We start from the raw sequence: 21,832 nt of genomic DNA on the forward strand, positions 1-21,832 counted from the left end.
CCGGGGGCACGGGGGCGTCGCCGGCGGGCGCGGGCGTCGCTGCGTCCATCGCGATCGGGGTACCGATCGGCTCGACCTTCGACCCCTTCCATTCCCCGTCGACGTCGGTCAGCCCGATCCGCATGGTGAGCTTGATCTTGTTCGGCGCTCGGTCCGGCCAGGTCGTCGTGGACGTCAGCACGACCAGCGCGGTCGCCTTCCCCTCGTCCCGGCTGAAGTCGGTCAGGGTCGCGTCGAGGACCTGCGCCTCGCTCCGCGCACCCGTCTGCCGGATCTGCTCCGCCAGCGCGTCCCGCGTCTCGTTCAGCGAGGCGACCATGTCGTCCCCGGTGATGGAGGACTCCATCTTCGCGAACGTCCCGTCGAGGTCGTCGGGGTTCACCGTGTTGAGGTTGATCGCGACCTGCCGCGCACCGGTCAGTGCGTCCTCACGAGCCGCTGCGGCGGGTTTGTCGACGACCAGGGCATGCGCCCATCCGTAGCCGAACCACGCGGCGAACCCGAGCGCCACCACGGCGAGCAGGCTCGCCGCCACCAACGCGGGCTTGAGCAGTGTCGTGTTGCGCATCACTTCTCCACCCTACTTGAAAGTAACTTCGGCCCACCCGAGCCGTCACCACGCAGCCCGAGGGCGCCTCACTTCGGGGTGATGCCCATCAACGCCGCGAGCTGGGTGGCGATCGGGTTCAGGTTCAACGCCTCCGGCGCGACCTTCGGCTTGTAGTCCCAGGGCTGCGGCGTGTTCGGGTCCGCGTACGCGATGCGGTTCGCCGAACGCACACCCGTGACGCTGCCGAGCGGTGTCGTGCAATTCGCATTCGTGTTCAACGGGAAGTCGTCCACGGTCGGATCGAAGTCCGGGTTCTCCCGCTTCATCTGGTCGACGATCGCGTGCGTGCCCTCGTAGCCCTGGGTACACGGCGGCGGCTGGTTCGTCTCCAGGATCAGTCCCTGATGGAGCGTCCCGTCGCCTGGCGCAGCCGTCCCCGCGCCTGCCGCCAACGCGGGCAGGAACGTCAGCAGCGTGTTCAAGGCGAGCGAACGCGGACCGAGTGACGCGCTCACCAACGCCAGATTGCCCAGATCCGTGGTCAGCGCGGGACCGGCCTCGTCGATCAACGAACCGACCTCCTTGCTCGCCGCCGTGCCCGTCTCGATCAACCGACGCAGGTCCGGATCGTTGTCCCGCAACTGCGCCGACAGCCGGTTCAGGTCACCACTGAACTGCCGGATCGCCGACGACTGCTCCGACTGCGTGTCGAGTACGACACGGCCGTCACGAATCAACTGCAAAGTCTGCGGCAGATGCTCGATGCCGACCTCGCTGAGCGAATTCACCGAGTCCACCAACACCTGGAGATCGTCACCTCGGCCGTCGAACGCGCGACCGAGCTCCGTCACCGTGGTGTTCAGCGAATCCAGCGGAACGGATCTCACCAGCGAGTTCGTGCTCGCCAGCACCTCCTCGACCGGCACCGGGATCGACGTGTCGTGCCTCGTGATCTGCGAACCGTCCTCGAGATAGGGCGCCTCGTCCGACGGCGGCTGCAGGTCCACGTACTGCTCACCGATCGCCGACCGGTTCGCGACCACCGCTCGCGCCGACGCCGGAATATCGGGGCCGCCGGAGTCCAGCTCCAGATCGACCTCGACCCCGTCGTCGGTCAGGTGCAGTTCCCCGACCCGGCCGACGGGCACACCCCGATAGGTGACCTCGGCGTTGGTGAAGATGCCACCGGAATCCGCGAAATCGGCCGTCACCCGGTACTGCCCGAACCCCATCAGGTTGTCCAGCCGCACATACGTCGCCCCGACGTACAGCAACCCGACCGCCGCGACCAGGACGAACACCACCAACTGGACACGAACCAGCTTCGACCTCACCGGCCACCCACCCCCAACGAGTCGAGCAGTCCGCTGAGCGGGTTCTGCGGCGTCTGATCCCGCACCGCACCGGCGACCGGTTCGGTGCCGGGCGCGGGCGCCTCACCCGCAGGCGGCGCGGGCGCAGGCACGATCGGCGGAAGCGGCAGCAGTGACACCGTCGGCCACCCCGGACGCGGACCGTTGCCGTTGTAGTACGGGTTCGACGGGTCGACGTTGGGGACGTAGCCGTTGTACCCCGGCGGCGGCGGGACGTAGACGGGGTCGGGCATCCCGACTCCGAGCGCCTCCAACTGCTGCCCCAGGCGCATGTCCAGGGTCAGGAACAGGTTCATCGAATTGCCGTGGATGACCTTCTCCGCGCCGTCCGGGAACGGGAACGTCGGAATCAGCGGCATCACCGTCACCAGGTCGTCCCCGGTGTCGGCGAGTGCCTGCAACGTCGGCCGCAGCGCGCGGAGGTCGGCGATCAGGTTGTCGCGCGACTGCGTCAGGACGTCCGTGCCGACCTCCCCCAGCCGATTCAGCTGGGTGAGCATCTGGATGAACTGCGGCCGCTGCTCGTTCAACACCTGCACCGCAGGAGGGATCTCCGCGAGCACCGCATCGATCTGATCGGTCTGCTCCGCCACCCGGCCCGACAGCGCGTCGAGGCCGTCCAGCGCGCGGGTGATCTCGTTCTTCTGACGTTCCAGACCGCCGATCAGCGTGTTCGCCTCCTCCAGGAGGGCCCGTACACGGTCCTCCCGTCCGTCGAACGCCACCGTCAGCTCGTGGATGATCGGCTGCAACTGGGCGACGCCACCACCGTTGAGCAACAGCGACAGGGCCCCGAGGACCTGCTCGATGTCCGTCGCGTGCCTGGTCCGGTCCACCGGAATCGTGGCACCGTCCGCCAGGCGCGCGGAGGACGGATCGATCTCCGGTGCCTCCAACTCGATGAACTTCTCACCGAGCAGGCTCGTCTGCTGCACACTCGCGACGGCGTTGGCAGGCAGGTCGACAGCCGAATCGACGACAACCGCCACGTCCGCGGTCCACCCGTCGTCCGGGACGCCGATGTTCTCGACCCGCCCGACCGCCACGCCGTCGACCTTGACCGTCGACTGCGGCACCAGATCGAGGACGTCGTCGAACTGCACGGTCAGGTGCATCGGATCGTCACCGATCTCGGCACCACCGGGCAGCGGGATGCTGTAGATCCCCGAACCGCAACCCGACACGACCAGCGCGGTCACGCAAGCACCCGCGCCCATCGCGACAGCCCTGTTCATGCCCTTCAACGGCCACCCCTGCATCATTCCCACCCGCCTCACTGCCCGGACCTGGGAATGTTCTGGTCGCTCAGCCCCGGCGCCTGCGAATTGCCCAGCCGCGGCGAGACCGTTCCCGGCACGGTGCCCGGCTGGGACGGCCGCTGCAGGTTGTCGCCACTGAGAATGCCGAAGGGCAGGTTCAGCGTCGGGGTCTTCACACCCGCGGTGACCTGGTCCATGATCACGTTGCAGTTCTCGATGACCGGGCGCATCTGCCTGCTCAGGGCGTCGAACTCGGGATCGCCCGGCATCAGCTTGCCGAGGTCCATCAGCTTGCACAGGGCACCGAAGGGATCCTGCGTCTCGGGCAGGTTCACCCGCGACGCGAGCGTCCCGGACTCGGCGTCGTAGGAATTGACGACGTTGCTGATCGCGAGGGGCAGCACCGTCAACGCGTCCACCAGGTCCTGTCGATTGTCTGCGAGCGTCTGCGTCACCTGGACCAATCCCTCCGCGTTGCTCGCGACCAGATCCTTGTTGTCGCGAATGAACACCGCGACGTCCCCGAGCGTGACGGACAGCTGGTTCAGCGCCGCGCCGAGATTCTCCCGCTCGCCGTCGAGGAATCCACTGAGGTCCGCGAGCTGCGTGTTGAACTGTCGGACCTGCTCGTCGTTCGCGGCGAGAGCACTGACGAACGTCTGCAGGTTGTCGACCGTGTCGAACAGGTCGCCGCGGCTGTAGTTCAGCGTGGCGGCCGCCTTCGACAGTTCCGTGATGGTGGCGCCGAGGGCCTCGCCGTTCCCGTCGAGGTTCGCCGCGGCGGTGTCGACCAGGTTCGTCAGCGCGCCGTCCTTGTTCGCACCGTTCGGCCCGAGCGCCTCGGACAGTTCCTCGATGCTCGCGTACAACTGGTCGACCTCGACGGGTGTCGCCGTCCGGTCCCGCGAGATCGTCGCCCCGGACTCCATGACCGGACCACCGGAGTACGCGGGCGCGAGCTGGATGTACCGGTCGGCCACCACCGACGGCGTCACCTGCGCCGCCTTGGCGTCGGCGGGAATGTCGACACCGCGATCGACCCGCATCACCACCCGGACCTCGTCGCCGAGGGGTGTCACCTCGTTGACCTCACCGACCTTCACGCCGAGGACGCGGACGTCCGACCCGGAGTAGATGCCGACGGACTTGTCGAAATAGGCGGTGACGGTCGTGGTCCCGGCGCGGGTGAAGGCCCACCACCCGCCGACCGCGACGAGAAGCACGGCGATCACGACACCGACCGAGGTCAGGACCTGGCCGCGGCTGAACTTCGGCAGCCGCCCCGTTGTCATACCGGTCATCAGTTGGCCCCCAGCGTGCGCACCGGATCGCGGTACCCCGGAATCAGGGGCAGCGCAGGCGGCGTCAGATTGACGACGACCTGGTCGAACCAGCGGCCGTTACCGACGATGTTCGCGTACAGCCGGGTGAACGGCGCGTACAGCTTGATCGCCTGGTCCAGGTTGTCGTTGTTGTCCTGCAGGATCTGGACCACACCGCGGAGTTGTTCCAGCGCGGGTCCGATCTGCTGCTCGTTGTCACGCACCAGCCCGGTGAGCTGCTGCGACAGCCGCTGGGTGCCGCTCAGGAGCTGGGAGATCGACTGCTGGCGGGCGTTGAGCTCCCCGAGCAGAAGGCCGGCGGAGGAGATCAGCTGGGTGAACTCCTCGTTGCGTTCCGCGAGGACGGTGGACGTCTTCGCAGTCGCGGCGAACAGCTTCGTCAGCTCCGCATCCCGGCTCTCGATCGTCCGGGACAGTCGCGCGACCCCGTCGAGAGAGGCCCTGACATCGGCCGGGGTGCCCTCGAACGCCTCCGACAGGGTCTGCATGCTCTGCGCCAGCTGCGGGGTGTCGATCTCCTGGATGGTCGTCGCCGCGCTGGAGAAGGCGTCGATGACGTCGTAGGGCGAGGTCGTCCTGTCCAGCGGAATCGTCGCGCTCGGTGAGAGCCCCTCCCCGCCCCGGGGATCGAGTGCCAGGTACTTCTGTCCGAGAATCGTCTTGATCTGGATCGACGCCGTGGTCTGGTCACCGACCCAGGCGTCCTGCACCTTGAACGCGACCTCCACCCGATCGCCCTCGAGGGACACATCGGTGACGCTTCCGACCTTCACACCAGCGATCCGGACCTCGTTGCCCGGTTTGAGGCCTGCGGCCTCGCTGAACTCGGCGCGGTACGTCGATCCCGCTCCGATGATCGGCAGATCCTCGAGGAAGAACGCCGACATGGTCGCGAGGAGCACGAGGACGATGCCGAGTGCCCCGATCTGCGCCGGACTGCGGCGCGGCGCGCTCATTCGCCCGCCCCGTTCGCCGAGCATCGCGGTGCCGAGTTCGTGTACAGCGGCTGGTTCACCGTCGGCATCCCCGTCGGCAGGTTCAGGTACTGCGACTCACCCGGACCCGCGACGACGTCGATGCCGCACAGGTAGAACTGGAACCACGAACCGTAGCTGGCGATTCGGCTGAGCTTGTCCAACTTGACGGGCAGGTTCGCGAGCACCTGGTTCACCGCGTCGCTCTGTGCGTTCAACGTGCCTGCCAGAGTGTTGAGAGCCGACACCGAACCCTGGATCGACGGTCGCGTCGGCTCGAGTACGTCCGCCGCCGTGTCGGCCAGACCGGCGAGCGACGTGACGGCGTCACCGACCACCCCTCGGTCGTTGGCAAGGCCCGTCACCAGCTGCTGCGTGTTCACGATGAGGGAGCTGAGCTCCTTGTCGTGCTCGTTCACGGTCGTGAGGACGACGTTGAGGTTGTCGATCACGTCCCCGATCACCCGGTCCTTGTCCGCAATCGTGTTCGTCAGGGACGCCGTGGTGCGAACGAGTTCCGAGATGGTGCCGCCCTCCCCCTGGAAGACCTGGATGATCTGGTACGACAGCTTGTTCACATCGTCGGCGCTGAGTGTCTGGAACAGCGGCCGGAACCCGTTGAACAGGGTGGTGAGGTTGACCGCGGGGCTGGTGTGATCGAGGTCGATCGTCTGCCCCTCCGTCATCTTCATGCCCTGCGGTCCGTCGCCCTGTTCGAGCGCGATGTAGCGCTGCCCGACCAGGTTGCGGTAGCGGATGGTAGCCGTGGATCCGACCGGCAGCCAGTCCCGGTCGGTCAGCGAGAACTCGACCTTCGCTTCGCGGTCGTTGACGATCGAGATCTTGTCGACCTGCCCGACGCGGACGCCCGCGATCCGTACCTCGTCACCCTTGTTGAGCGAGGTGACGTCGGAGAAGATCGCGTTGAACCGGGTTCCTCCACCGCCGCTGGTGTTCGCGATGGTGAACGCCAGCAGCGCGGTCGCGACGATCGTCACGACGGCGAAGATGATGAGCTTCGTCATCGGGCCCGCAAGCCCCCTCAACTGGGCCTTCACTTGACGCTCACCTCCGCCCCGCGCAGCGCCGGTGCCCCCACCAGAGTTGTCCAGCCGGCCACGTCCTCGGGCAATGTGCCCGTGCCCTCCCCGTAGATCACTGCCAGCGTGTCCTGTTCGTACGTCGATCCGGTGTAACTCGCGGGCGTGGCGCCGGGAACGGGCGCGTACTGCGGCGCCGCGGGCGACGCCACGTACGACGGGCCGGGATTGCGCGACGGCACCTGGTAGGCACCGTCGTTGTAGGACCCGCCCGGATACTGCCCGAACTTCTGGCCCGGGTCCGCGGGGGTGTAGCACTTGGCACCGCGACTGTCGAAGAGTCGCGGCTCGTCCTGGTTCGGCAGGTAGCGGCCCTTCGGGTTCACGAACACCGTCGCCGCACGCGCACCCGGGTGATCCTGCATGCTGCCGTCGGGATTGAGACCGAGGATCGCGTTCGCGCGCCCCACGATCGGCACGAACTGCGAAAACGTGCACCCGAACGTCGGTGACGCCGCAGCGAGCACCTCGAGGGTGTCGCGCGAATCCGCCGCGATCGAGATCAGCGAGTCACGGTTGGCCGTCAGGAAGTCGGCCGTGGTCCCCGCCGTCGCGGTGACGGAGGACATCAGTGCACGGATCTGATTCTGCTGCTGGACGACGGTTGCCCCGGTGGTCCGGAGGTTGTCGAGCGCGCTGACGAGTTCCGGAGCAGCCTCCGAATACGTCTCCGAGAAGTCCGCGAGGCCGCGCAGCGACTCCTCGAGGTTCGGCAGTTCCGCGTTGACGCCGGCGAAGATCGTCTCGAGGCGTTCGAAGCTCAGCCCGATATCGGCGCCGCGGCCGGTCAGTGCCTGGTTCAGAGCACCGAGCGTGTTCGCGAGATCCTGCGGGGGAACCGCCTGCAGCAGCGGCAGCAAGCCGTCGAGGAGTTCCCCGACCTCGATCGCGTTGCCGCTCGCGTCCTGGTAGAGGGTGTCGCCGTCGCTGATCGGAGCCGTCGTGTCCCCTTCCGGAACGATCAGCGCCACGTACCGCTCACCGAACAACGTCTTGGGCAGCAATCGCGCCGTCGTGTTCGCCGGGATCAGTTCGGCCTTGTCCGGTGCGATCGCGAGCTGCGAGGTGACCTCGCCGTCCTTCGTCGTCGACGAGCGAACCTCGCCGACGATGAGCCCACGGACCTTGACGTCCGCGTGCGCAGGCAACGAGTTGCCGACCGTGTCGGTGACCAGGCTGACGTTCACGACCTTGGTGAACGACTTGTTGTACATCCCGATCGTGAATGCCAGGAACAGGGCGAGAACCAGGAAGAAGGCAAGCCCGAGCAGGCGTCGGCGCAGCGCCGAGGTGTCGTTGCTCATCCCGCCACCCGCACGGTCGTCGTGGTGCCCCAGATCGCGAGGCTGAGGAAGAAGTCGAGAACGGCGATCGTGACGATCGCGGTGCGCACAGCGCGGCCGACCGCGACGCCGACACCGGCGGGACCGCCGGATGCGGTGTAGCCGTAATAGCAGTGGACCATGATGAGCACGAACGCGAAGACCAGCACCTTCCCGAACGACCACAGGACGTCGGCAGGCGGTAGGAACAGGTTGAAGTAGTGGTCGTACGAGCCGCTGGACTGCCCGTTGAAGACCGTGCTGATGATGCGGGACGCGAAGTACGAGGCGAGCAGGCCGACGATGTACAGCGGGATGACGGCGACGAAGCCGGCGACCATGCGGGTCGTGACGAGGAACGGCACCGACGGCACCGCCATCACCTCGAGTGCGTCGATCTCCTCCGAGATCCGCATCGCGCCCAGCTGGGCGGTGAAGCCACACCCGACGGTCGCCGACAGCGCCAGTGCCGCCACGATGGGCGCGATCTCCCGGGTGTTGACGTACGCGGAGAGGAAGCCCGTGAGCACCGAGCTACCCAGCTGGTCGAGCGCGGCGTAGCCCTGCAGTCCGACGACGACACCGGTGAAGCCGGACATCATCACGATGACGCCGATCGTTCCGCCGATGACCGCGAGTGCGCCGCTGCCGAAGGTGACCTCGGCGAGCAGTCGCAGCACCTCTCGTCCGTAATGAGTGATGGTGCGGGGGATCCACCCGATTGCCCGGGCGTAGAACGACATCTGGTCGCCCGCGCGGTCGAGCATGTGCAGCGGTGCCCTGCCTGCGCGGCGCGCGAGAATCACGGTGCGGCTGCCGCGGCCCTTGGCGATGGTCATCGACTCACGCCCCCTTCGCCGGAACGATCTGCAGGTACACCATCGTCAGGATCAGGTTCGCGAAGAAGAGCAGCAGGAACGTGATGACGACCGTCTGGTTCACCGCTTCGCCGACGCCCTTCGGTCCGGGATTGGGGTGCAGTCCCTTGTAGGCCGCGACGACACCGGCGATCACACCGAAGATCGCCGCCTTCGCCTCCGCGACGTACAGGTCGGGGAGTTGCGCGAGCGCAGAGAACGAGGCCAGGTAGGCACCCGGCGTTCCGCCCTGCAGGATCACGTTGAAGAAGTACCCGCCCGCGATGCCGACGACCGAGACGAGTCCGTTGAGCAGAAGCGCGACGAGGACCATCGCGAGGACTCGGGGAACGACGAGCCGGTGGATCGGGTCGATGCCGAGAACCTCCATCGCGTCGATCTCCTCACGGATCGTGCGCGAGCCGAGGTCCGCCGTGACCGCCGAGCCGGCGGCACCCGCGATCAGCAGGGCCGTCACGATCGGACTGCCCTGCTGGATCACGGCCAGGACGCTCGCGGCGCCGGTGAATGCTTCGGCGCCGAGCTGTTTGATCAGCGACCCCGTCTGCAACGACACCACGGCACCGAACGGAATCGCGACGAGCGCGGTCGGCAGGATGGTCACGCTCGCGATGAACCAGGCCTGCTCGATGAACTCACGGAACTGGAACGGCTTGCGGAACGTGTTGCGGACGACGTCGACGAACAGTTGGACGATCAGGCCGGCCTGGGTCAACGCTGCCGACAGTGGACTCAGCAGCGTGCTCTTCGATCCCCCCACCCGCGGCTACCCGTGACCCCAGGAAGAGGACTCCGCGCCGGCGTCACTGTAGGCAGGGATCACCTGCGTAGCGGCGTCGTCACTGTCGCCGAGACTCTCACGGATGCTGGCCTGCGCCTCCGGCGGCAGAGTGTGCAGGATGGACCGGACGCGGTCCTGCCTGCGGTGCACGGCCTGCCGGACGGGCATGCCCGGAGTGGCCTGCATCTGCGGAATGACGCCGGACACCTCCTGCGAACCGTCGTGGTGACCGGCTTCCTTCATCGCCAGCTCGGCCGCCATCTGAGAGTCGTCCTTCTCCTCCGACATGCCGATCGGGCCGATCTTGCTGCCGTTGAGGAACTGCTTGACGACCGGCTCCTCACTAGTCAGCAGCACCTCACGCGGGCCGAACATGACCAGCTGCTTGCGGAAGAGCATGCCCAGGTTGTCGGGGACGGTACGCGCCAGGTTGATGTTGTGCGTCACGATCAGGATCGTGGCGTCGATCTGCGCGTTGATGTCGATCAGCAGCTGGCTCAGGTACGTCGTGCGGACGGGGTCGAGACCGGAGTCGGGCTCGTCGACCAGGATGATCTCGGGGTCGAGGACCAGCGCACGCGCCAGACCGGCGCGCTTGCGCATACCGCCGGAAATCTCGCCGGGCAGCTTGTTCTCCGCGCCGAGCAGACCGTTGAGCTCGAGCTTCTCCATCACGATCGTGCGGATGTCGGACTCGGACTTCTTGGTGTGCTCGCGCAGCGGGAACGCAACGTTGTCGTAGAGGTTCATCGAGCCGAACAGCGCGCCGTCCTGGAAGAGCACGCCGAACATCTGCCGGACCTCGTACAGCTCTCGTGAGGAGCACTGCAGAATGTCGGTTCCGTCGATCACGATCGATCCCTGCTCGGGCCGCAGCAGGCCGATCAGCGACTTGAGGAACACGGACTTACCGGTGCCGGACGGACCCAGCAGCGCGCTGACCTCACCGGCAGGCAGCGTCAGCGTGACGTCCTGCCAGATCTTCTGCGAACCGAACGACTTGGTAAGCCCTTCGACCTTTACCTCTACACCCACCACTTACCTCCACGCTGTTTCGACAGGTCCCCCACTGTGGGTTGGGTCACTGTATCGCATCAATGTGGTACTCGTGACCACCGATCCTACTCACGAGTAAGTACGGAGTGCAATAGCCAGCGCGACCCCCTTTCGAACACCTGTTGGCCAGGGCAAACAACGCCACGACCGCACACCCCGACCGACCGAAACGAAAAAGAGGGCCGCTCCCCTCGCGGGGAACGACCCTCTTTCGTCAGACCTGACGCCGAGGCGTCACGCGACAAGCACCTTACTTGATGGTGATCTTCGCGCCAGCAGCCTCGAGCTTCTCCTTGGCAGCCTCAGCGGCGTCCTTGGCGACCTTCTCCAGGATCGGCTTCGGAGCACCCTCGACGAGGTCCTTCGCCTCCTTCAGGCCCAGGCCGGAGACGACCTCACGGACGACCTTGATGACCTGGATCTTCTTGTCGCCGGCACCCTCGAGGATGACGTCGAACTCGTCCTGCTCCTCAGCGGCCTCAGCGGCAGCAGCCGGAGCGCCTGCAGCGGCGACGGCGACCGGAGCAGCAGCGGTGACCTCGAAGGTCTCCTCGAATGCCTTCACGAACTCCGAGAGCTCGAGGAGGGTGAGCTCCTTGAACTGGTCCAGCAACTCTTCGGTGGTGAGCTTCGCCATGATGGCGGTCCTTCCTGTAAGTCCCATGTCGCTGATCCGCGACGAGGTGGGAGTGGTTTGTTACGTGATACGCAAGACCTTGTTCGCGTCCGCGAGGACGCCCGTCCGGTCTCGTGCGGATCAGCTTTCGGCTGCGGAGCCTTCCGCGGCCTTCTTGTCCTGCAGCGCAGCGGCCAGGCGGGCCATCTGCGAAGCGGGGGCATTGAACAGGCCAGCGGCCTTTGCCAAGTTGCCCTTCATCGCGCCGGCAAGCTTGGCCAGCAAGATCTCGCGGGACTCGAGGTCCGCGATCTTGTTGACCTCGTCCACGGACAGCGCAGCGCCGTCCATGTAGCCGCCCTTGATGACGAGTGCCTTGTTGTCCTTCGCGAAGGCCTTCAGTGCCTTCGCAGCGTCAACCGGCTCGCCCTTGATGAATGCAATGGCGGTCGGTCCGACGAACAGGTCGTCAAGGCCCTCGACGCCCGCCTCAGCGGCGGCACGCTTGACCAGGGTGTTCTTGGCGACGGAGTAGGTAGCGCCTTCTCCGAGCGCGCGACGCAGCTGCGTCAGACTCGTCACCGACAGACCACGGAACTCCGTGATGACGGCGGCGGTCGAACCCTTGAACTGCTCGGTGATCTCCGCAACCGCGGTAACCTTCTCGGGCTTTGCCATACTTCGCCTCCTCTCGTGACATCGTGTTGGTGCGTCCTGCCGGACGGTGTGAAACATCCGGCGAAAGGCCCCGTAACACGACAAACGCCCCGGTGCAGGGCACACGGGGCGTAAACGAGGAGGGATGGACACGGCTCACGCCGGAAACCAACCTCTCCCCTACCTCGTCCTCCTGCGTGGGCCGCCGGACCTGCTCCGGACCTTCAACCGATCTCGCTGCTGGGCAGCGCACACCGGTGACCAACGGTCTTTGGTAGAACTTCTTGGGGTGAACTCGAACTAGTCGAACTCTTCGAAGAAGAATACGCGACTCGGGTCGCGACACCAAATCGTGTCCTCCGAGCATCCCGCCGTGACCTCACCGGCCTCCGCCTTCGCCCGCTCCCGGGCGGGCCTGACACTCGTTCCACCGTCGCCGCGTCGGCTGACCGCACACACGAAAAAGCCGGCCGGGAGTGAACTCCCGACCGGCTTCGTTCTCACGTCAGCGACGTACCGCTTACGCCTCGTCCTCGAGGAGGTTGCGGGTACGGTTCGGATCCACCGGGATGCCCGGTCCGGTGGTGGTCGAAACCGTGATCTTCTTGACGTAGCGACCCTTGGCCGACGACGGCTTCGCACGCAGGATCTCGTCCAGCGCAGCGCCGTAGTTCTCGACCAGCTTGGCATCGTCGAAGGACGCCTTGCCGATCACGAAGTGCAGGTTGGCCTGCTTGTCGACGCGGAAGTTGATCTTGCCGCCCTTGATGTCCGCGACAGCCTTCGCCACATCGGTGGTGACGGTGCCCGTCTTCGGGTTCGGCATCAGGCCACGCGGTCCGAGGACGCGGGCGATGCGGCCGACCTTGGCCATCTGGTCCGGGGTGGCGATCGCGGCGTCGAAGTCCAGCCAACCGCCCTGGATGCGCTCGATCAGGTCCTCGGCACCGACGGCGTCCGCACCTGCGGCCTCGGCCTCGGCGGCCTTCTCGCCTGCGGCGAACACGATCACACGGGCGGTCTTACCGGTGCCGTGCGGGAGGTTGACGGTGCCACGAACCATCTGGTCCGCCTTGCGGGGGTCGACGCCGAGGCGAACGGCGACCTCGACGGTCGCGTCCATCTTCGAGGAGGAGGTCTCCTTCGCGAGCTTCGCAGCCTGCAGCGGGCTGTAGAGCTTGCTCAGGTCGACCTTCTCAGCGGCGGCGAGGTACGCCTTGCTGCGCTTTGCCATGTCTTCTGTCCTTACTTCTCACCACTGACCGTGCGGGTCTGCGGTGAATGATTCGGTTGTGGTTGCGGACCTGGCCGGTCCTCCCACGCGTTCTGTTTCTGTTCGGCCGTCAGCCGAAGCAGGAGTGGATCAGCCCTACGGAGCCCGAGGCGGGCTTCGCTTCGCTCAGCCCTACGGAGTCCAACACGGACTTCGCTTCGCTCAGCCCTCGACGACGATGCCCATGGAACGGGCGGTGCCTGCGATGATCTTCGCGGCGGCGTCGATGTCGTTGGCGTTGAGGTCTTCCTGCTTGGTCTTCGCGATCTCGCGCACCTGGTCCATGGTCACGGTCGCGACCTTGGTCTTGTGCGGCTCGCCGGAGCCCTTCTGGACGCCTGCGGCCTTGAGCAGCAGCTTGGCGGCCGGCGGGGTCTTCAACTTGAAGTCGAAGGTCCGGTCTTCGTAGACGGAGATCTCCACGGGGATCACGTTGCCGCGCTGCGACTCGGTGGCCGCGTTGTAGGCCTTGCAGAACTCCATGATGTTCACGCCGTGCTGACCGAGCGCGGGACCCACCGGCGGGGCAGGGTTAGCCTGACCGGCCTGGATCTGAAGCTTGATCAGCCCTGCGAGCTTCTTCTTCTTGGGGGGCATCTTCGTTCCTATTTCTTGCGGGTGTGTTTCTTGCTGCAGTGCAAGTGTATGGGCCGCACCTCGGCGAACCGGGGTCGGATCGTTGGCAACTAGATCTTGGAGACCTGGTTGAACGACAACTCGACCGGCGTCTCACGGCCGAAGATCGAGACCAGGACCTTGAGCTTCTGCTGCTCGGCGTTGACCTCGCTGATGCTGGCAGGCAGCGTCGCGAACGGGCCGTCCATCACGGTGACCGATTCGCCGACCTCGAAGTCGACCTCGATCAGCGGCTTGGCCGCGGCGGCGGACGCACTGTCGCCGGCGACTGCGGCCGCAGCGGCGGCAGGCTTCTTCGCGCCCTGCTGCGGCATGAGGAACTTGACGACCTCGTTGATGCTCAGCGGCGACGGGCGCGAGGTGGCACCGACGAACCCGGTGACACCCGGGGTGTTGCGCACTGCGCCCCACGACTCGTCGTTGAGCTCCATGCGCACCAGGATGTAGCCCGGCAGCACCTTGCGGTTGACCTGCTTGCGCTGGCCGTTCTTGATCTCGGTGACCTCTTCGGTCGGAACCTCGACCTGGAAGATGTAGTCGCCGACGTCGAGGTTCTGGACGCGGGTCTCGAGATTGGCCTTCACCTTGTTCTCGTAACCTGCGTAGGAGTGGATGACGTACCAGTCTCCGGGTGCGCGGCGCAGCGCCGCCTTCATCTCCGCGACGGGATCGACGGGCTCCTCGGACACATCGCTCGCGTCCTCGGCAGCTTCGACGTCGGCGTCGGCTTCGGCAACCTCGGGGGCTTCGTCGACGATCACGCCGTCAGCGGACTCCGCAGCGACCGCGTCATCGGCAACGGGCTCTCCGGCCACGGCCTCATTTGCGTCGTTATCGGGGGTGCTCACTGGCGGGCTCGCTTCCTCTCATTGCGGGTCGGTTGTCGGGGTCAGCCGAACAACCAGGTGACGCCCTTGACGAACGCCAAGTCCAATCCAAAGATGAACGCCACCATGAACGCCACGAAGACGAGCACAACCGTGGTGTAGGTGACCATCTGCTTGCGGTTCGGCCAGATCACCTTGCGCAGCTCGGCGATGACCTCGCGCATGAACCGCCGGAAGCGCTTGAAGAGGTTCTCCTTGCGCGGCTTCTCCGCTTTCTTCGCCGGCGCGGAAGGTCCGGTGGCGGCGACCGTGGTCGCCGCAGACGAGTCCGCGGCCGCGCTGGAACGGCGACCCGGACGCTTGCCAGTCGGTCGAGACGATGCGGCGCTTGCGGCGACGTCGTCGGTGTCCGAGGACCCCGTGGAGTTCTCGGCCTTTCCGCGATCGTCGCTCACCGTCGTTCCTCTCAGTTGCTGACATCCGGGGCAGGGGCGACAGGACTTGAACCTGCAACCTGCGGTTTTGGAGACCGCTGCTCTGCCAATTGAGCTACGCCCCTTTGGTTGAAGATCGTGACCAGGTCACTTTCCGTCAACCAACTCTGTGACCACACAACACGCGCGCCACCCCGGTCGACTCGAATTGACGCCGTAGGGCAGCGCGCAGCGCTGAACAATCCCAGAAATCTCAGTGTACTGCACGGTGGTCTAACAAACCCAATCGGCTCGATTTCAGCCGAGTCGGACGGTTGCGGCAGCTCGACCGAAGATCTTCTTGCCGTCCACCTTCGCCACGATGGCAATCACCGCAGTGCGGTCCGCCTCGTCGACCGAGCGTACCTTACCGGACAGCTCGATCTCGGTGCCCGTGCCTTCGTTGGAAACGTAGACGGGGCTGGTGAAACGGACGTTGTACTCGAGTACCGCTCCCGGGTCCCCGAGCCAGGACGTGATGTACCCGGCTCCGACACCCATCGTCAGCATGCCGTGCGCAACAGCCATTGGCAAACCCACTGATCGGGCGACCGTGTCGTCCCAGTGGATGGGGTTCGGGTCGCCTGCGACGCCGGCGTACTGCACGAGATCGGCGCGCGTCAGCGTCACCACGGACTCCGGCAGTTCCTGTCCGGCGACGACGTCCTCGAATCGCTTGAGCGCCATCACTCGCCCTCCTCGACGTGTCGACCCATCAACGTGGTGTAGGTGGTGAGCACGGGCTCACCGTCCTGGTCGGTGATGTCGTTGCGGGTGACGATGATGTCGCTGCCGCCCATCACCCGGAGTGAGTCCACGAACACGTCGCAGTAGAGCCGGTCGCCGACCTTCATCGGGCGGTGGAAGACCAGGCGCTGATCCGTGTGCAGGATGTTACTCAGGTCCAGTTCCAGGCCGAGCGTCTCGAAGAACTCCTCCTGCGCGAGGAAGCCGAACACCGAGATGAAGGTGAGCGGCGCCACCAGGCTGTCGTGACCGAGTTCCGCGGCCGCGGACTCGTCCCGATGGGCGGCGTTGTCGTCTTTGACCGCGCGCGCGTACTCACGCACCTTCTCGCGGCCGACCTCGTAGTAGTCGCTGAACCTGTGATGCAGGCCAACGAGATCAGCGTTCAGTTTCACTGAAGCGGGACCCTATCTGCAGTGGACGCAGGCCGTGAGAGAACACAGCGATGGGCCGGCCACGGATGCGATCCCGTACCGGCCCTGCGTCGTATCGAAAAAAAATCGCGTGCCCCGCAGGAGCGGGGCACGCGATGAATGCTACTTGGATTCCCGGTGCGCCTGGTGGGTTCCGCAGTTAGGGCAGAACTTCTTCAGCTCGAGGCGATCGGGGTCGTTGCGCCGGTTCTTCTTGGTGATGTAGTTCCGGTGCTTGCATACCTCGCAGGCCAAGGTGATCTTGGGACGAACGTCTGTGGAGGAGGCCACGGGTATGCCTTCTTTCGGAGAAACTGTGGGTCACCCTGATCTCGGTCGACCAGAGTCTTTTCAGGTTTGTAGCGATGGCCGGACTTGAACCGGCGACACAACGATTATGAGTCGTTTGCTCTACCAACTGAGCTACACCGCCTCGATGCATCGGTGCCACTCTACGCGGCACCCATCCAGCGAGCCCCCTAACGGAATCGAACCGTTGACCTTTTCCTTACCATGGAAACGCTCTGCCGACTGAGCTAAGGGGGCGTGCTCCGCTGCGCGTTGTCCGCGCTTCGAAGCCTCCAAGAGGTTACACAGTCTGTGTCCGGAGTTCCAAACCGCCTGGTCAGGACCCATATTCAAACTGTCTAACCACCAGGCCCCAGCGAGCTCACGCTCACTGGGACCCAGGTGTGGCAGGTGTAGGATTCGAACCTACGTAGGCATAAGCCGACGGATTTACAGTCCGCTCCCATTGGCCGCTCGGGCAACCTGCCGGGTGTCATCCAGGAATCCTCGTTCCACCCTTTCGGGCATCCCGGTTCTCCCTGGCGCTTGAGAAGAATACAACCACCGGGGCGGGTAAATGCAAACCGTGTGGTTATCGTGGGTTCCGAACCCCCGAGACCCTTGGCGGGGGACCGACGACATAGGGAGAGTGACGTGGCGGATTCGTCCTTCGACGTGGTGAGCAAGGTCGAGCGGCAGGAAGTGGACAATGCTCTGCACCAGGCGGAGAAGGAGCTGAACACCCGCTTCGATTTCCGGGGCACCGGCGCGAGCATCGAGTGGTCCGGTGAGGAATCCATCACACTGACCGCAGACACCGAGGAGCGACTCAAGGCTGCCCTCGACGTGTTCAAGGAGAAGCTGATCCGCCGGGACATCTCCCTCAAGGCGTTCGACGCAGGCGAGCCCGCCCAGTCCGGCAAGGTCTACAAGCTCACCGGGTCACTCGTCCAGGGCATCACGACCGAGAACGCGAAGAAGATCTCGAAGAAGATCCGCGACGAGGGCCCGAAGGGTGTCAAGGCGCAGATCCAGGGCGAGGAGCTGCGCGTCAGCTCCAAGAAGCGTGACGACCTGCAGGCCGTCATCTCCCTGCTCAAGGGCGAGGACTTCGGCATCGCGCTGCAGTTCGTCAACTACCGCTAGACCCACCGGTGCCGGCGACCACGTCGCCGGTTCACCGCACGACGCCGGGCGCCCATCGCGGGCCGCCCGGCGTCGTGCGTTCCGTGTCCTGTCAGCCCCCGACGACCGGCAGCACCAACTGCTGGCCCGCATCGCCTGCCGCGACGGTCACCTGGCGCGGAACGAGGCCCCCGCGGAAGCTCGAGTCGCTGCCGGACAGGACCAGGCGAACGCTGTGACCTGTGTCGAAGCGGTGCACGATCGCAGGCATCGTGATCGTGACCGGGGCGTTCGGGTCGACAATCCGCACCGGCGCAACCTGACCGTTGATCAGCGTCGCCGATCCGTCCGGGGCCACGTCGTACAGCTTCGCGAAGGCGACCACGGCGTCCAGGTCTCCGGTCACCGGCGTCGGAGTCGAGATCCGCACCGTGGCGGCCGGGGCACCGACCACGTCCAGCGGTGCGTCCAGCGCGGCGCCGGTCCAGGTCACGAAGCTGCCGGGCGGCTGATTCTCGGGTCGTGGTCCCGGCGGGACCTGAACGATGGACGGCGTCGACCCCTGGACCACTCCCCCGACTGGCGTCGACAGCGTCTGCGATCCCGCGCGAATGGCACCGCGGTCGGACACCAGCGTCCCGCCGTCGGACAGGTACAACGACTGCGCGGTGCCGACGTCGGGCGTCGACGCCGTCTCGTAGCTGTCTGCGGTTCCGGCGGCGCCGACCCAGTCCCGGTAGTAGGCGAAGGTGGGACCGGTGTCGACGTCGGCATCCTTGAGGTGGCGCTCGAACCAGTCCAGGTACCGCGCGGTGGTGTACTGCGTGTCCGGATTCGGCCGGGAGGCACCGCCCGACAGCAGACTCTGGTCACCCCCCGAGGAGTGCCCGCGTTTCTGCCAGATCATCTTGACCTCGGTGCCCTGACGTTGCAGTGCCTCGAAGGTCGCGGTGGCCTCGTTGAGGTTGAAGAGGGTGTCCTCTGCTCCCTGGATCAGCAGTGTCGGCGTGTGGATCCGGTCGACGTAGGACGCCACCGACGCGGAGCGCAGGAACTGCACTGCCTGCGGGTCGGGAAACCCCTGCGTGAGTGAGGTGGCGAGGGCGCCGCACGCCGGGTCTGCGAAGTTCGGGCAGCCGAGGACCTTGGTCGGGTCGGCGCGGTAGCCTGCGGCGCCGGGAGCGGTCACACCTGCAGCACTGAAGATCGTCGTCCATGACGTCTTGGTCGCGCCGGGGACCGCCGTGGACACGCCGACCGTCGCGCCGGTGCTGTTGGGTGCCAGCGAGTAGCTCAGGTCGTTCCAGGTGATCATCGGCACGATCGCGTCGATCCGCGGGTCCACGGCGGCCGCGGCGAACTGGATCGCGCCACCGTAGGACCCGCCGACCATGCCGACCCGCGGATCGTCGGGAAGGGTCCGGCCGTCCTGGGCGACGGTGTCGCGGACCACGATGTCGAGTCCGGGCACCGGCCGGGTGTGCGCGGCATCCTCGTAGGCGATCCCGTCGGCGCCGCCGAGGAAGCTGACGAGATCCTGCGCGGCCTGCCCGTCCGGATCGGGGCTGTCGATGGTGACCTTGCATCCGGTGCCGCCGAATCCGAGGCCCGAATAGGCGAGGACCACGTAGCCACGGGCGGCGAGGAACTCCGCGGTCGGCGCCTGCGCGTCCTTGGTCTGACCGAACCCGTGGGTGGTCAGAACGGCCGGCGCGGGCTTGTCGGCCGACACGTCGTCGGGGGTGTAGAGATCGGCCTCGACGTTGCAGTGCCGACTTCCGTCGGGACCGACCGTCGTGTCGAAATAGAGGCTCGACCTGGTGAACCCGGCCGGATCGGCGTGTGCCACACCGGCGGGGAGCGCCGCAGACGCGATCACCGCGAGTACCCCGAACAGCGTCGTCGTCGTTCTCATCTACCGCCCGATCAGTATGGAATTGCTTACCAAACGGTAAAACTACCCTTGTCGGAGTTACTCGGGGAGCCGTCTACCCGCAAGATCTTCCAGGCGTGCGATCCGGTCCGCCATCGGTGGGTGCGTGGCAAACATCCGGCTCATCTTGTCGCCGGCCCGGAACGGGTTGGCGATCATCATGTGCGACTGCGCGGCGATCTTCGGTTCCGGCGGCAGTGGCGCCGCCTGGGTGCCCCGCTCGAGCTTGCGCAGCGCCGACGCGAGGGCCAGCGGGTCACCGGTCAGTTCGGCGCCGGACTGGTCGGCCTGATACTCCCGCGACCTCGAGACCGCCAGTTTGACGACCGTCGCCGCGATCGGCCCGAGCAGGGACACCAGAAGCAACGCCAACGGGTTAGGTCTGCCCTCCCCTCGACCCCCGAACATGCTCGCGTACATCGCCATGTTCGCGAGACCCGAGATCACCGCCGCCATCGCTCCGGCGACCGACGAGATGAGGATGTCCCGGTTGTACACGTGGGACAGTTCGTGGCCGAGGACGGCACGGAGTTCGCGTTCGTCCAGGATCTGCAGGATTCCACTGGTGCAGCACACCGCGGCGTTGCGCGGATTGCGTCCGGTTGCGAACGCGTTGGGAGCCGCCGTCGGACTGATGTACAGGCGAGGCATCGGCTGGTGCGCGGTCGTCGCGAGTTCGCGGACGATCCGGTAGATGACCGGCGCCTCGACCTCGGTGATCGGCTGCGCGTGCATCGCCCGCAGTGCCAGCTTGTCGCTGTTGAAGTAGGCGTAGGCGTTGGCGCCGACGGCCAGCACGACCGAGAACAACAGGATCGTCCGGTTACCGAACAGCGAGCCGATGAACACGATCAGCCCGGACATGACGACGAGCAACCCGAAGGTCTTCAGCCCGTTCGAATACCGATGCACAGCGGCGCCTTCCCGATCAGATCCCGGTCGGCCGCATGCGGCGGCCGACCCGCCACCAGGTCAACGAGGAACCCCGGGACGGGAGTTCCCTCCGGTGAGACGTTACGTCAGCCGACCCGCGCGACCGTGTATTCGACCAGTCGTTTCAGAGCCTCGTTCGCCGGGCCCTGCGGCAGCTCGGCGAGTTGCGTGCGCGCCAGTTCGACGTATTCGTCGAGCTTGGCCTTCGCCGCCGCCATCCCCGGAGAGCGTTCCAGCAGAACGAGCGCCTCGGCCACGTCGGCGTCGTCGGTGACCGGTCCGTCCAGGAGCACACGGAGTCGGTCCGCATCCGGCCCCTCCTCCCGGAGCGCGTAGAGCACCGGCAGAGTGTGCACGCCCTCCCGCAGATCGGTGCCCGGAGTCTTGCCGGACTGCTCGGTCGCCGAGGAGATGTCGATGATGTCGTCGACGATCTGGAACGCGGTGCCCACGGCGTCTCCGAGACGCTCGAGCCGCGCGACGTCGTCGTCGGACGCGCCGGAGAAGGTCCCGCCGAACCGGCCGCACGCGGCGATCAGCGAGCCGGTCTTCTCCCACACCACCTTGAGATAGTGCTCGACCGGATCCTGGGATTCCTTGGCGCCGATGGTCTCGCGCATCTGGCCCGTGACCAGCGCCGCGAACGTCTCCGCGATGATCCGCACCGCGTCGGGTCCGAGTGTCGAGACCAGCCGCGAGGCGTGCGCGAACAGGTAGTCGCCCGCCAGGATCGCGATGCTGTTGCCCCACCGGGAGTTCGCGCTCGGCGCACCCCGACGCATCGACGCCTCGTCCATGACGTCGTCGTGATACAGCGTCGCCAGGTGCACCAGTTCGACCACCGTCGCCGCCGTGATCACCGGCTGATCGGTGCCGTTCGGGCCGAGCTGGGCGGTCAGCAGGGTGAACAGGGGCCGGAACCGCTTGCCCCCCGCCTTCGCCAGGTGCAGCGCGGCTTCGGTGAGGAAGTCCTCACCGTCGGACAGTTCACCGACCAGCAGTGCCTCGACGTCGGCCAGACCGGTCCGAATGACGCCTGCCAGCGCCTGGTCACCCAGGTCCACACCGGCGACGACGGTGTTCGTCACTTCGCTCGTGCTCACGATCCCAGTACCCATCCTGTTCTCCGGGATGCCCAACCGGACCCCTCACCAACCTGCCGTGGATGCTCACGGTAGTGAACCCGTCGCCCGCACGGCGTACCGGGCTGTCGCCGGGCATGGCGCGACGCCTGCGAAGATACTGCCGTGGTGTCCCCGCAGCCCGAACCCGATC

At 66.2% G+C, this 21,832-nt stretch carries 23 protein-coding genes and 4 tRNA genes; 1 reads left to right on the plus strand and 26 read right to left on the minus strand.

The features are described 5' to 3' along the window. From FFS72_RS08395 to FFS72_RS08505, 23 genes are all read right to left on the minus strand, one after another. The coding region (locus tag FFS72_RS08395; RefSeq protein ID WP_137873524.1) for a hypothetical protein at positions 1-568 on the minus strand (568 nt) is incomplete at its 3' end. Between the two features lie 68 nt (positions 569-636). Next, on the minus strand, positions 637-1,884 hold the full coding sequence (locus tag FFS72_RS08400; RefSeq protein ID WP_137873525.1) for an MCE family protein: 1,248 nt from the start codon (positions 1,882-1,884) through the stop codon (positions 637-639). Beyond that, the gene (locus FFS72_RS08405) at positions 1,881-3,158 is read right to left on the minus strand and encodes an MCE family protein (RefSeq protein WP_137873706.1); all 1,278 of its coding nucleotides are present in this window, start codon (positions 3,156-3,158) and stop codon (positions 1,881-1,883) included. The genes FFS72_RS08400 and FFS72_RS08405 overlap by 4 nt, the downstream gene beginning before the upstream one ends. 38 nt (positions 3,159-3,196) lie before the next feature. After that, positions 3,197-4,474, minus strand: coding sequence for an MCE family protein (locus FFS72_RS08410; RefSeq protein WP_137873707.1), 1,278 nt, complete (start codon positions 4,472-4,474; stop codon positions 3,197-3,199). Between the two features lie 8 nt (positions 4,475-4,482). Beyond that, positions 4,483-5,481: an MCE family protein gene (locus tag FFS72_RS08415; RefSeq protein WP_137873526.1), complete on the minus strand. Its 999-nt coding sequence runs from the start codon at positions 5,479-5,481 to the stop codon at positions 4,483-4,485. Further along, on the minus strand, positions 5,478-6,545 hold the full coding sequence (locus FFS72_RS08420) for an MCE family protein (protein WP_137873708.1): 1,068 nt from the start codon (positions 6,543-6,545) through the stop codon (positions 5,478-5,480). The genes FFS72_RS08415 and FFS72_RS08420 overlap by 4 nt, the downstream gene beginning before the upstream one ends. Positions 6,546-6,553: 8 nt before the next feature. Beyond that, on the minus strand, positions 6,554-7,903 hold the full coding sequence (locus FFS72_RS08425; protein WP_137873527.1) for an MCE family protein: 1,350 nt from the start codon (positions 7,901-7,903) through the stop codon (positions 6,554-6,556). Beyond that, positions 7,900-8,760, minus strand: a complete 861-nt coding sequence (locus FFS72_RS08430) for an MlaE family ABC transporter permease (protein WP_137873528.1) — start codon at positions 8,758-8,760, stop codon at positions 7,900-7,902. The genes FFS72_RS08425 and FFS72_RS08430 overlap by 4 nt, the downstream gene beginning before the upstream one ends. Before the next feature lie 4 nt (positions 8,761-8,764). Then, positions 8,765-9,559: an MlaE family ABC transporter permease gene (locus tag FFS72_RS08435; RefSeq protein WP_137873529.1), complete on the minus strand. Its 795-nt coding sequence runs from the start codon at positions 9,557-9,559 to the stop codon at positions 8,765-8,767. A 6-nt stretch (positions 9,560-9,565) separates the two neighbouring features. After that, positions 9,566-10,618: an ABC transporter ATP-binding protein gene (locus FFS72_RS08440; RefSeq protein ID WP_137873530.1), complete on the minus strand. Its 1,053-nt coding sequence runs from the start codon at positions 10,616-10,618 to the stop codon at positions 9,566-9,568. 268 nt (positions 10,619-10,886) lie between these two features. Then, positions 10,887-11,273, minus strand: coding sequence for a 50S ribosomal protein L7/L12 (gene rplL / locus FFS72_RS08445; protein WP_050065692.1), 387 nt, complete (start codon positions 11,271-11,273; stop codon positions 10,887-10,889). A 120-nt stretch (positions 11,274-11,393) separates the two neighbouring features. Next, on the minus strand, positions 11,394-11,930 hold the full coding sequence (rplJ, locus tag FFS72_RS08450; RefSeq protein WP_050065691.1) for a 50S ribosomal protein L10: 537 nt from the start codon (positions 11,928-11,930) through the stop codon (positions 11,394-11,396). Between the two features lie 499 nt (positions 11,931-12,429). Next, complete coding sequence (rplA, locus tag FFS72_RS08455) at positions 12,430-13,143, minus strand: 50S ribosomal protein L1 (protein ID WP_137873531.1); 714 nt, start codon at positions 13,141-13,143, stop codon at positions 12,430-12,432. A gap of 201 nt (positions 13,144-13,344) precedes the next feature. Then, the gene (rplK, locus tag FFS72_RS08460; protein ID WP_007534031.1) at positions 13,345-13,779 is read right to left on the minus strand and encodes a 50S ribosomal protein L11; all 435 of its coding nucleotides are present in this window, start codon (positions 13,777-13,779) and stop codon (positions 13,345-13,347) included. Positions 13,780-13,868: 89 nt separating this feature from the next. Next, positions 13,869-14,666 (minus strand): transcription termination/antitermination protein NusG, encoded by a 798-nt coding sequence (nusG, locus tag FFS72_RS08465; protein WP_137873532.1) that lies wholly within the window; start codon positions 14,664-14,666, stop codon positions 13,869-13,871. 41 nt (positions 14,667-14,707) lie between these two features. Then, positions 14,708-15,100 (minus strand): preprotein translocase subunit SecE, encoded by a 393-nt coding sequence (gene secE / locus FFS72_RS08470; protein WP_137873533.1) that lies wholly within the window; start codon positions 15,098-15,100, stop codon positions 14,708-14,710. A gap of 31 nt (positions 15,101-15,131) precedes the next feature. After that, positions 15,132-15,204: transfer RNA gene (locus FFS72_RS08475), tRNA-Trp, on the minus strand. Between the two features lie 172 nt (positions 15,205-15,376). Further along, the gene (gene hadB, locus FFS72_RS08480) at positions 15,377-15,805 is read right to left on the minus strand and encodes a (3R)-hydroxyacyl-ACP dehydratase subunit HadB (RefSeq protein ID WP_137873534.1); all 429 of its coding nucleotides are present in this window, start codon (positions 15,803-15,805) and stop codon (positions 15,377-15,379) included. Then, positions 15,805-16,260, minus strand: coding sequence for a (3R)-hydroxyacyl-ACP dehydratase subunit HadA (gene hadA, locus FFS72_RS08485; RefSeq protein ID WP_050065686.1), 456 nt, complete (start codon positions 16,258-16,260; stop codon positions 15,805-15,807). The genes hadB and hadA overlap by 1 nt, the downstream gene beginning before the upstream one ends. A 141-nt stretch (positions 16,261-16,401) precedes the next feature. Continuing rightward, the gene (gene rpmG / locus FFS72_RS08490) at positions 16,402-16,569 is read right to left on the minus strand and encodes a 50S ribosomal protein L33 (RefSeq protein ID WP_031937658.1); all 168 of its coding nucleotides are present in this window, start codon (positions 16,567-16,569) and stop codon (positions 16,402-16,404) included. A gap of 69 nt (positions 16,570-16,638) precedes the next feature. Continuing rightward, positions 16,639-16,711, minus strand: a tRNA-Met gene (locus tag FFS72_RS08495). Positions 16,712-16,751: 40 nt separating this feature from the next. Then, positions 16,752-16,824 (minus strand) — tRNA-Thr (locus FFS72_RS08500). A 147-nt stretch (positions 16,825-16,971) separates the two neighbouring features. Further along, positions 16,972-17,054: transfer RNA gene (locus FFS72_RS08505), tRNA-Tyr, on the minus strand. 166 nt (positions 17,055-17,220) lie between these two features. Between FFS72_RS08505 and FFS72_RS08510 the strand changes: the two genes are divergently transcribed. Then, positions 17,221-17,712 (plus strand): YajQ family cyclic di-GMP-binding protein, encoded by a 492-nt coding sequence (locus FFS72_RS08510; RefSeq protein ID WP_050065685.1) that lies wholly within the window; start codon positions 17,221-17,223, stop codon positions 17,710-17,712. 91 nt (positions 17,713-17,803) lie between these two features. Here FFS72_RS08510 and FFS72_RS08515 read toward each other — a convergent pair whose 3' ends face one another. The 3 genes from FFS72_RS08515 to FFS72_RS08525 all read right to left on the minus strand — a co-directional run bounded on the left by FFS72_RS08515 (position 17,804) and on the right by FFS72_RS08525 (position 21,675). Next, the gene (locus FFS72_RS08515; protein WP_137873536.1) at positions 17,804-19,606 is read right to left on the minus strand and encodes a CocE/NonD family hydrolase; all 1,803 of its coding nucleotides are present in this window, start codon (positions 19,604-19,606) and stop codon (positions 17,804-17,806) included. Between the two features lie 57 nt (positions 19,607-19,663). Further along, positions 19,664-20,536, minus strand: coding sequence for a zinc metalloprotease HtpX (htpX, locus tag FFS72_RS08520; protein WP_050065683.1), 873 nt, complete (start codon positions 20,534-20,536; stop codon positions 19,664-19,666). A 107-nt stretch (positions 20,537-20,643) separates the two neighbouring features. Continuing rightward, positions 20,644-21,675, minus strand: a complete 1,032-nt coding sequence (locus FFS72_RS08525; protein WP_137873537.1) for a polyprenyl synthetase family protein — start codon at positions 21,673-21,675, stop codon at positions 20,644-20,646. Positions 21,676-21,832 lie beyond the last annotated feature (157 nt).

The organism is Rhodococcus sp. Q (genome assembly GCF_005503035.1).
Classification (GTDB): Bacteria; Actinomycetota; Actinomycetes; order Mycobacteriales; family Mycobacteriaceae; genus Rhodococcus_G.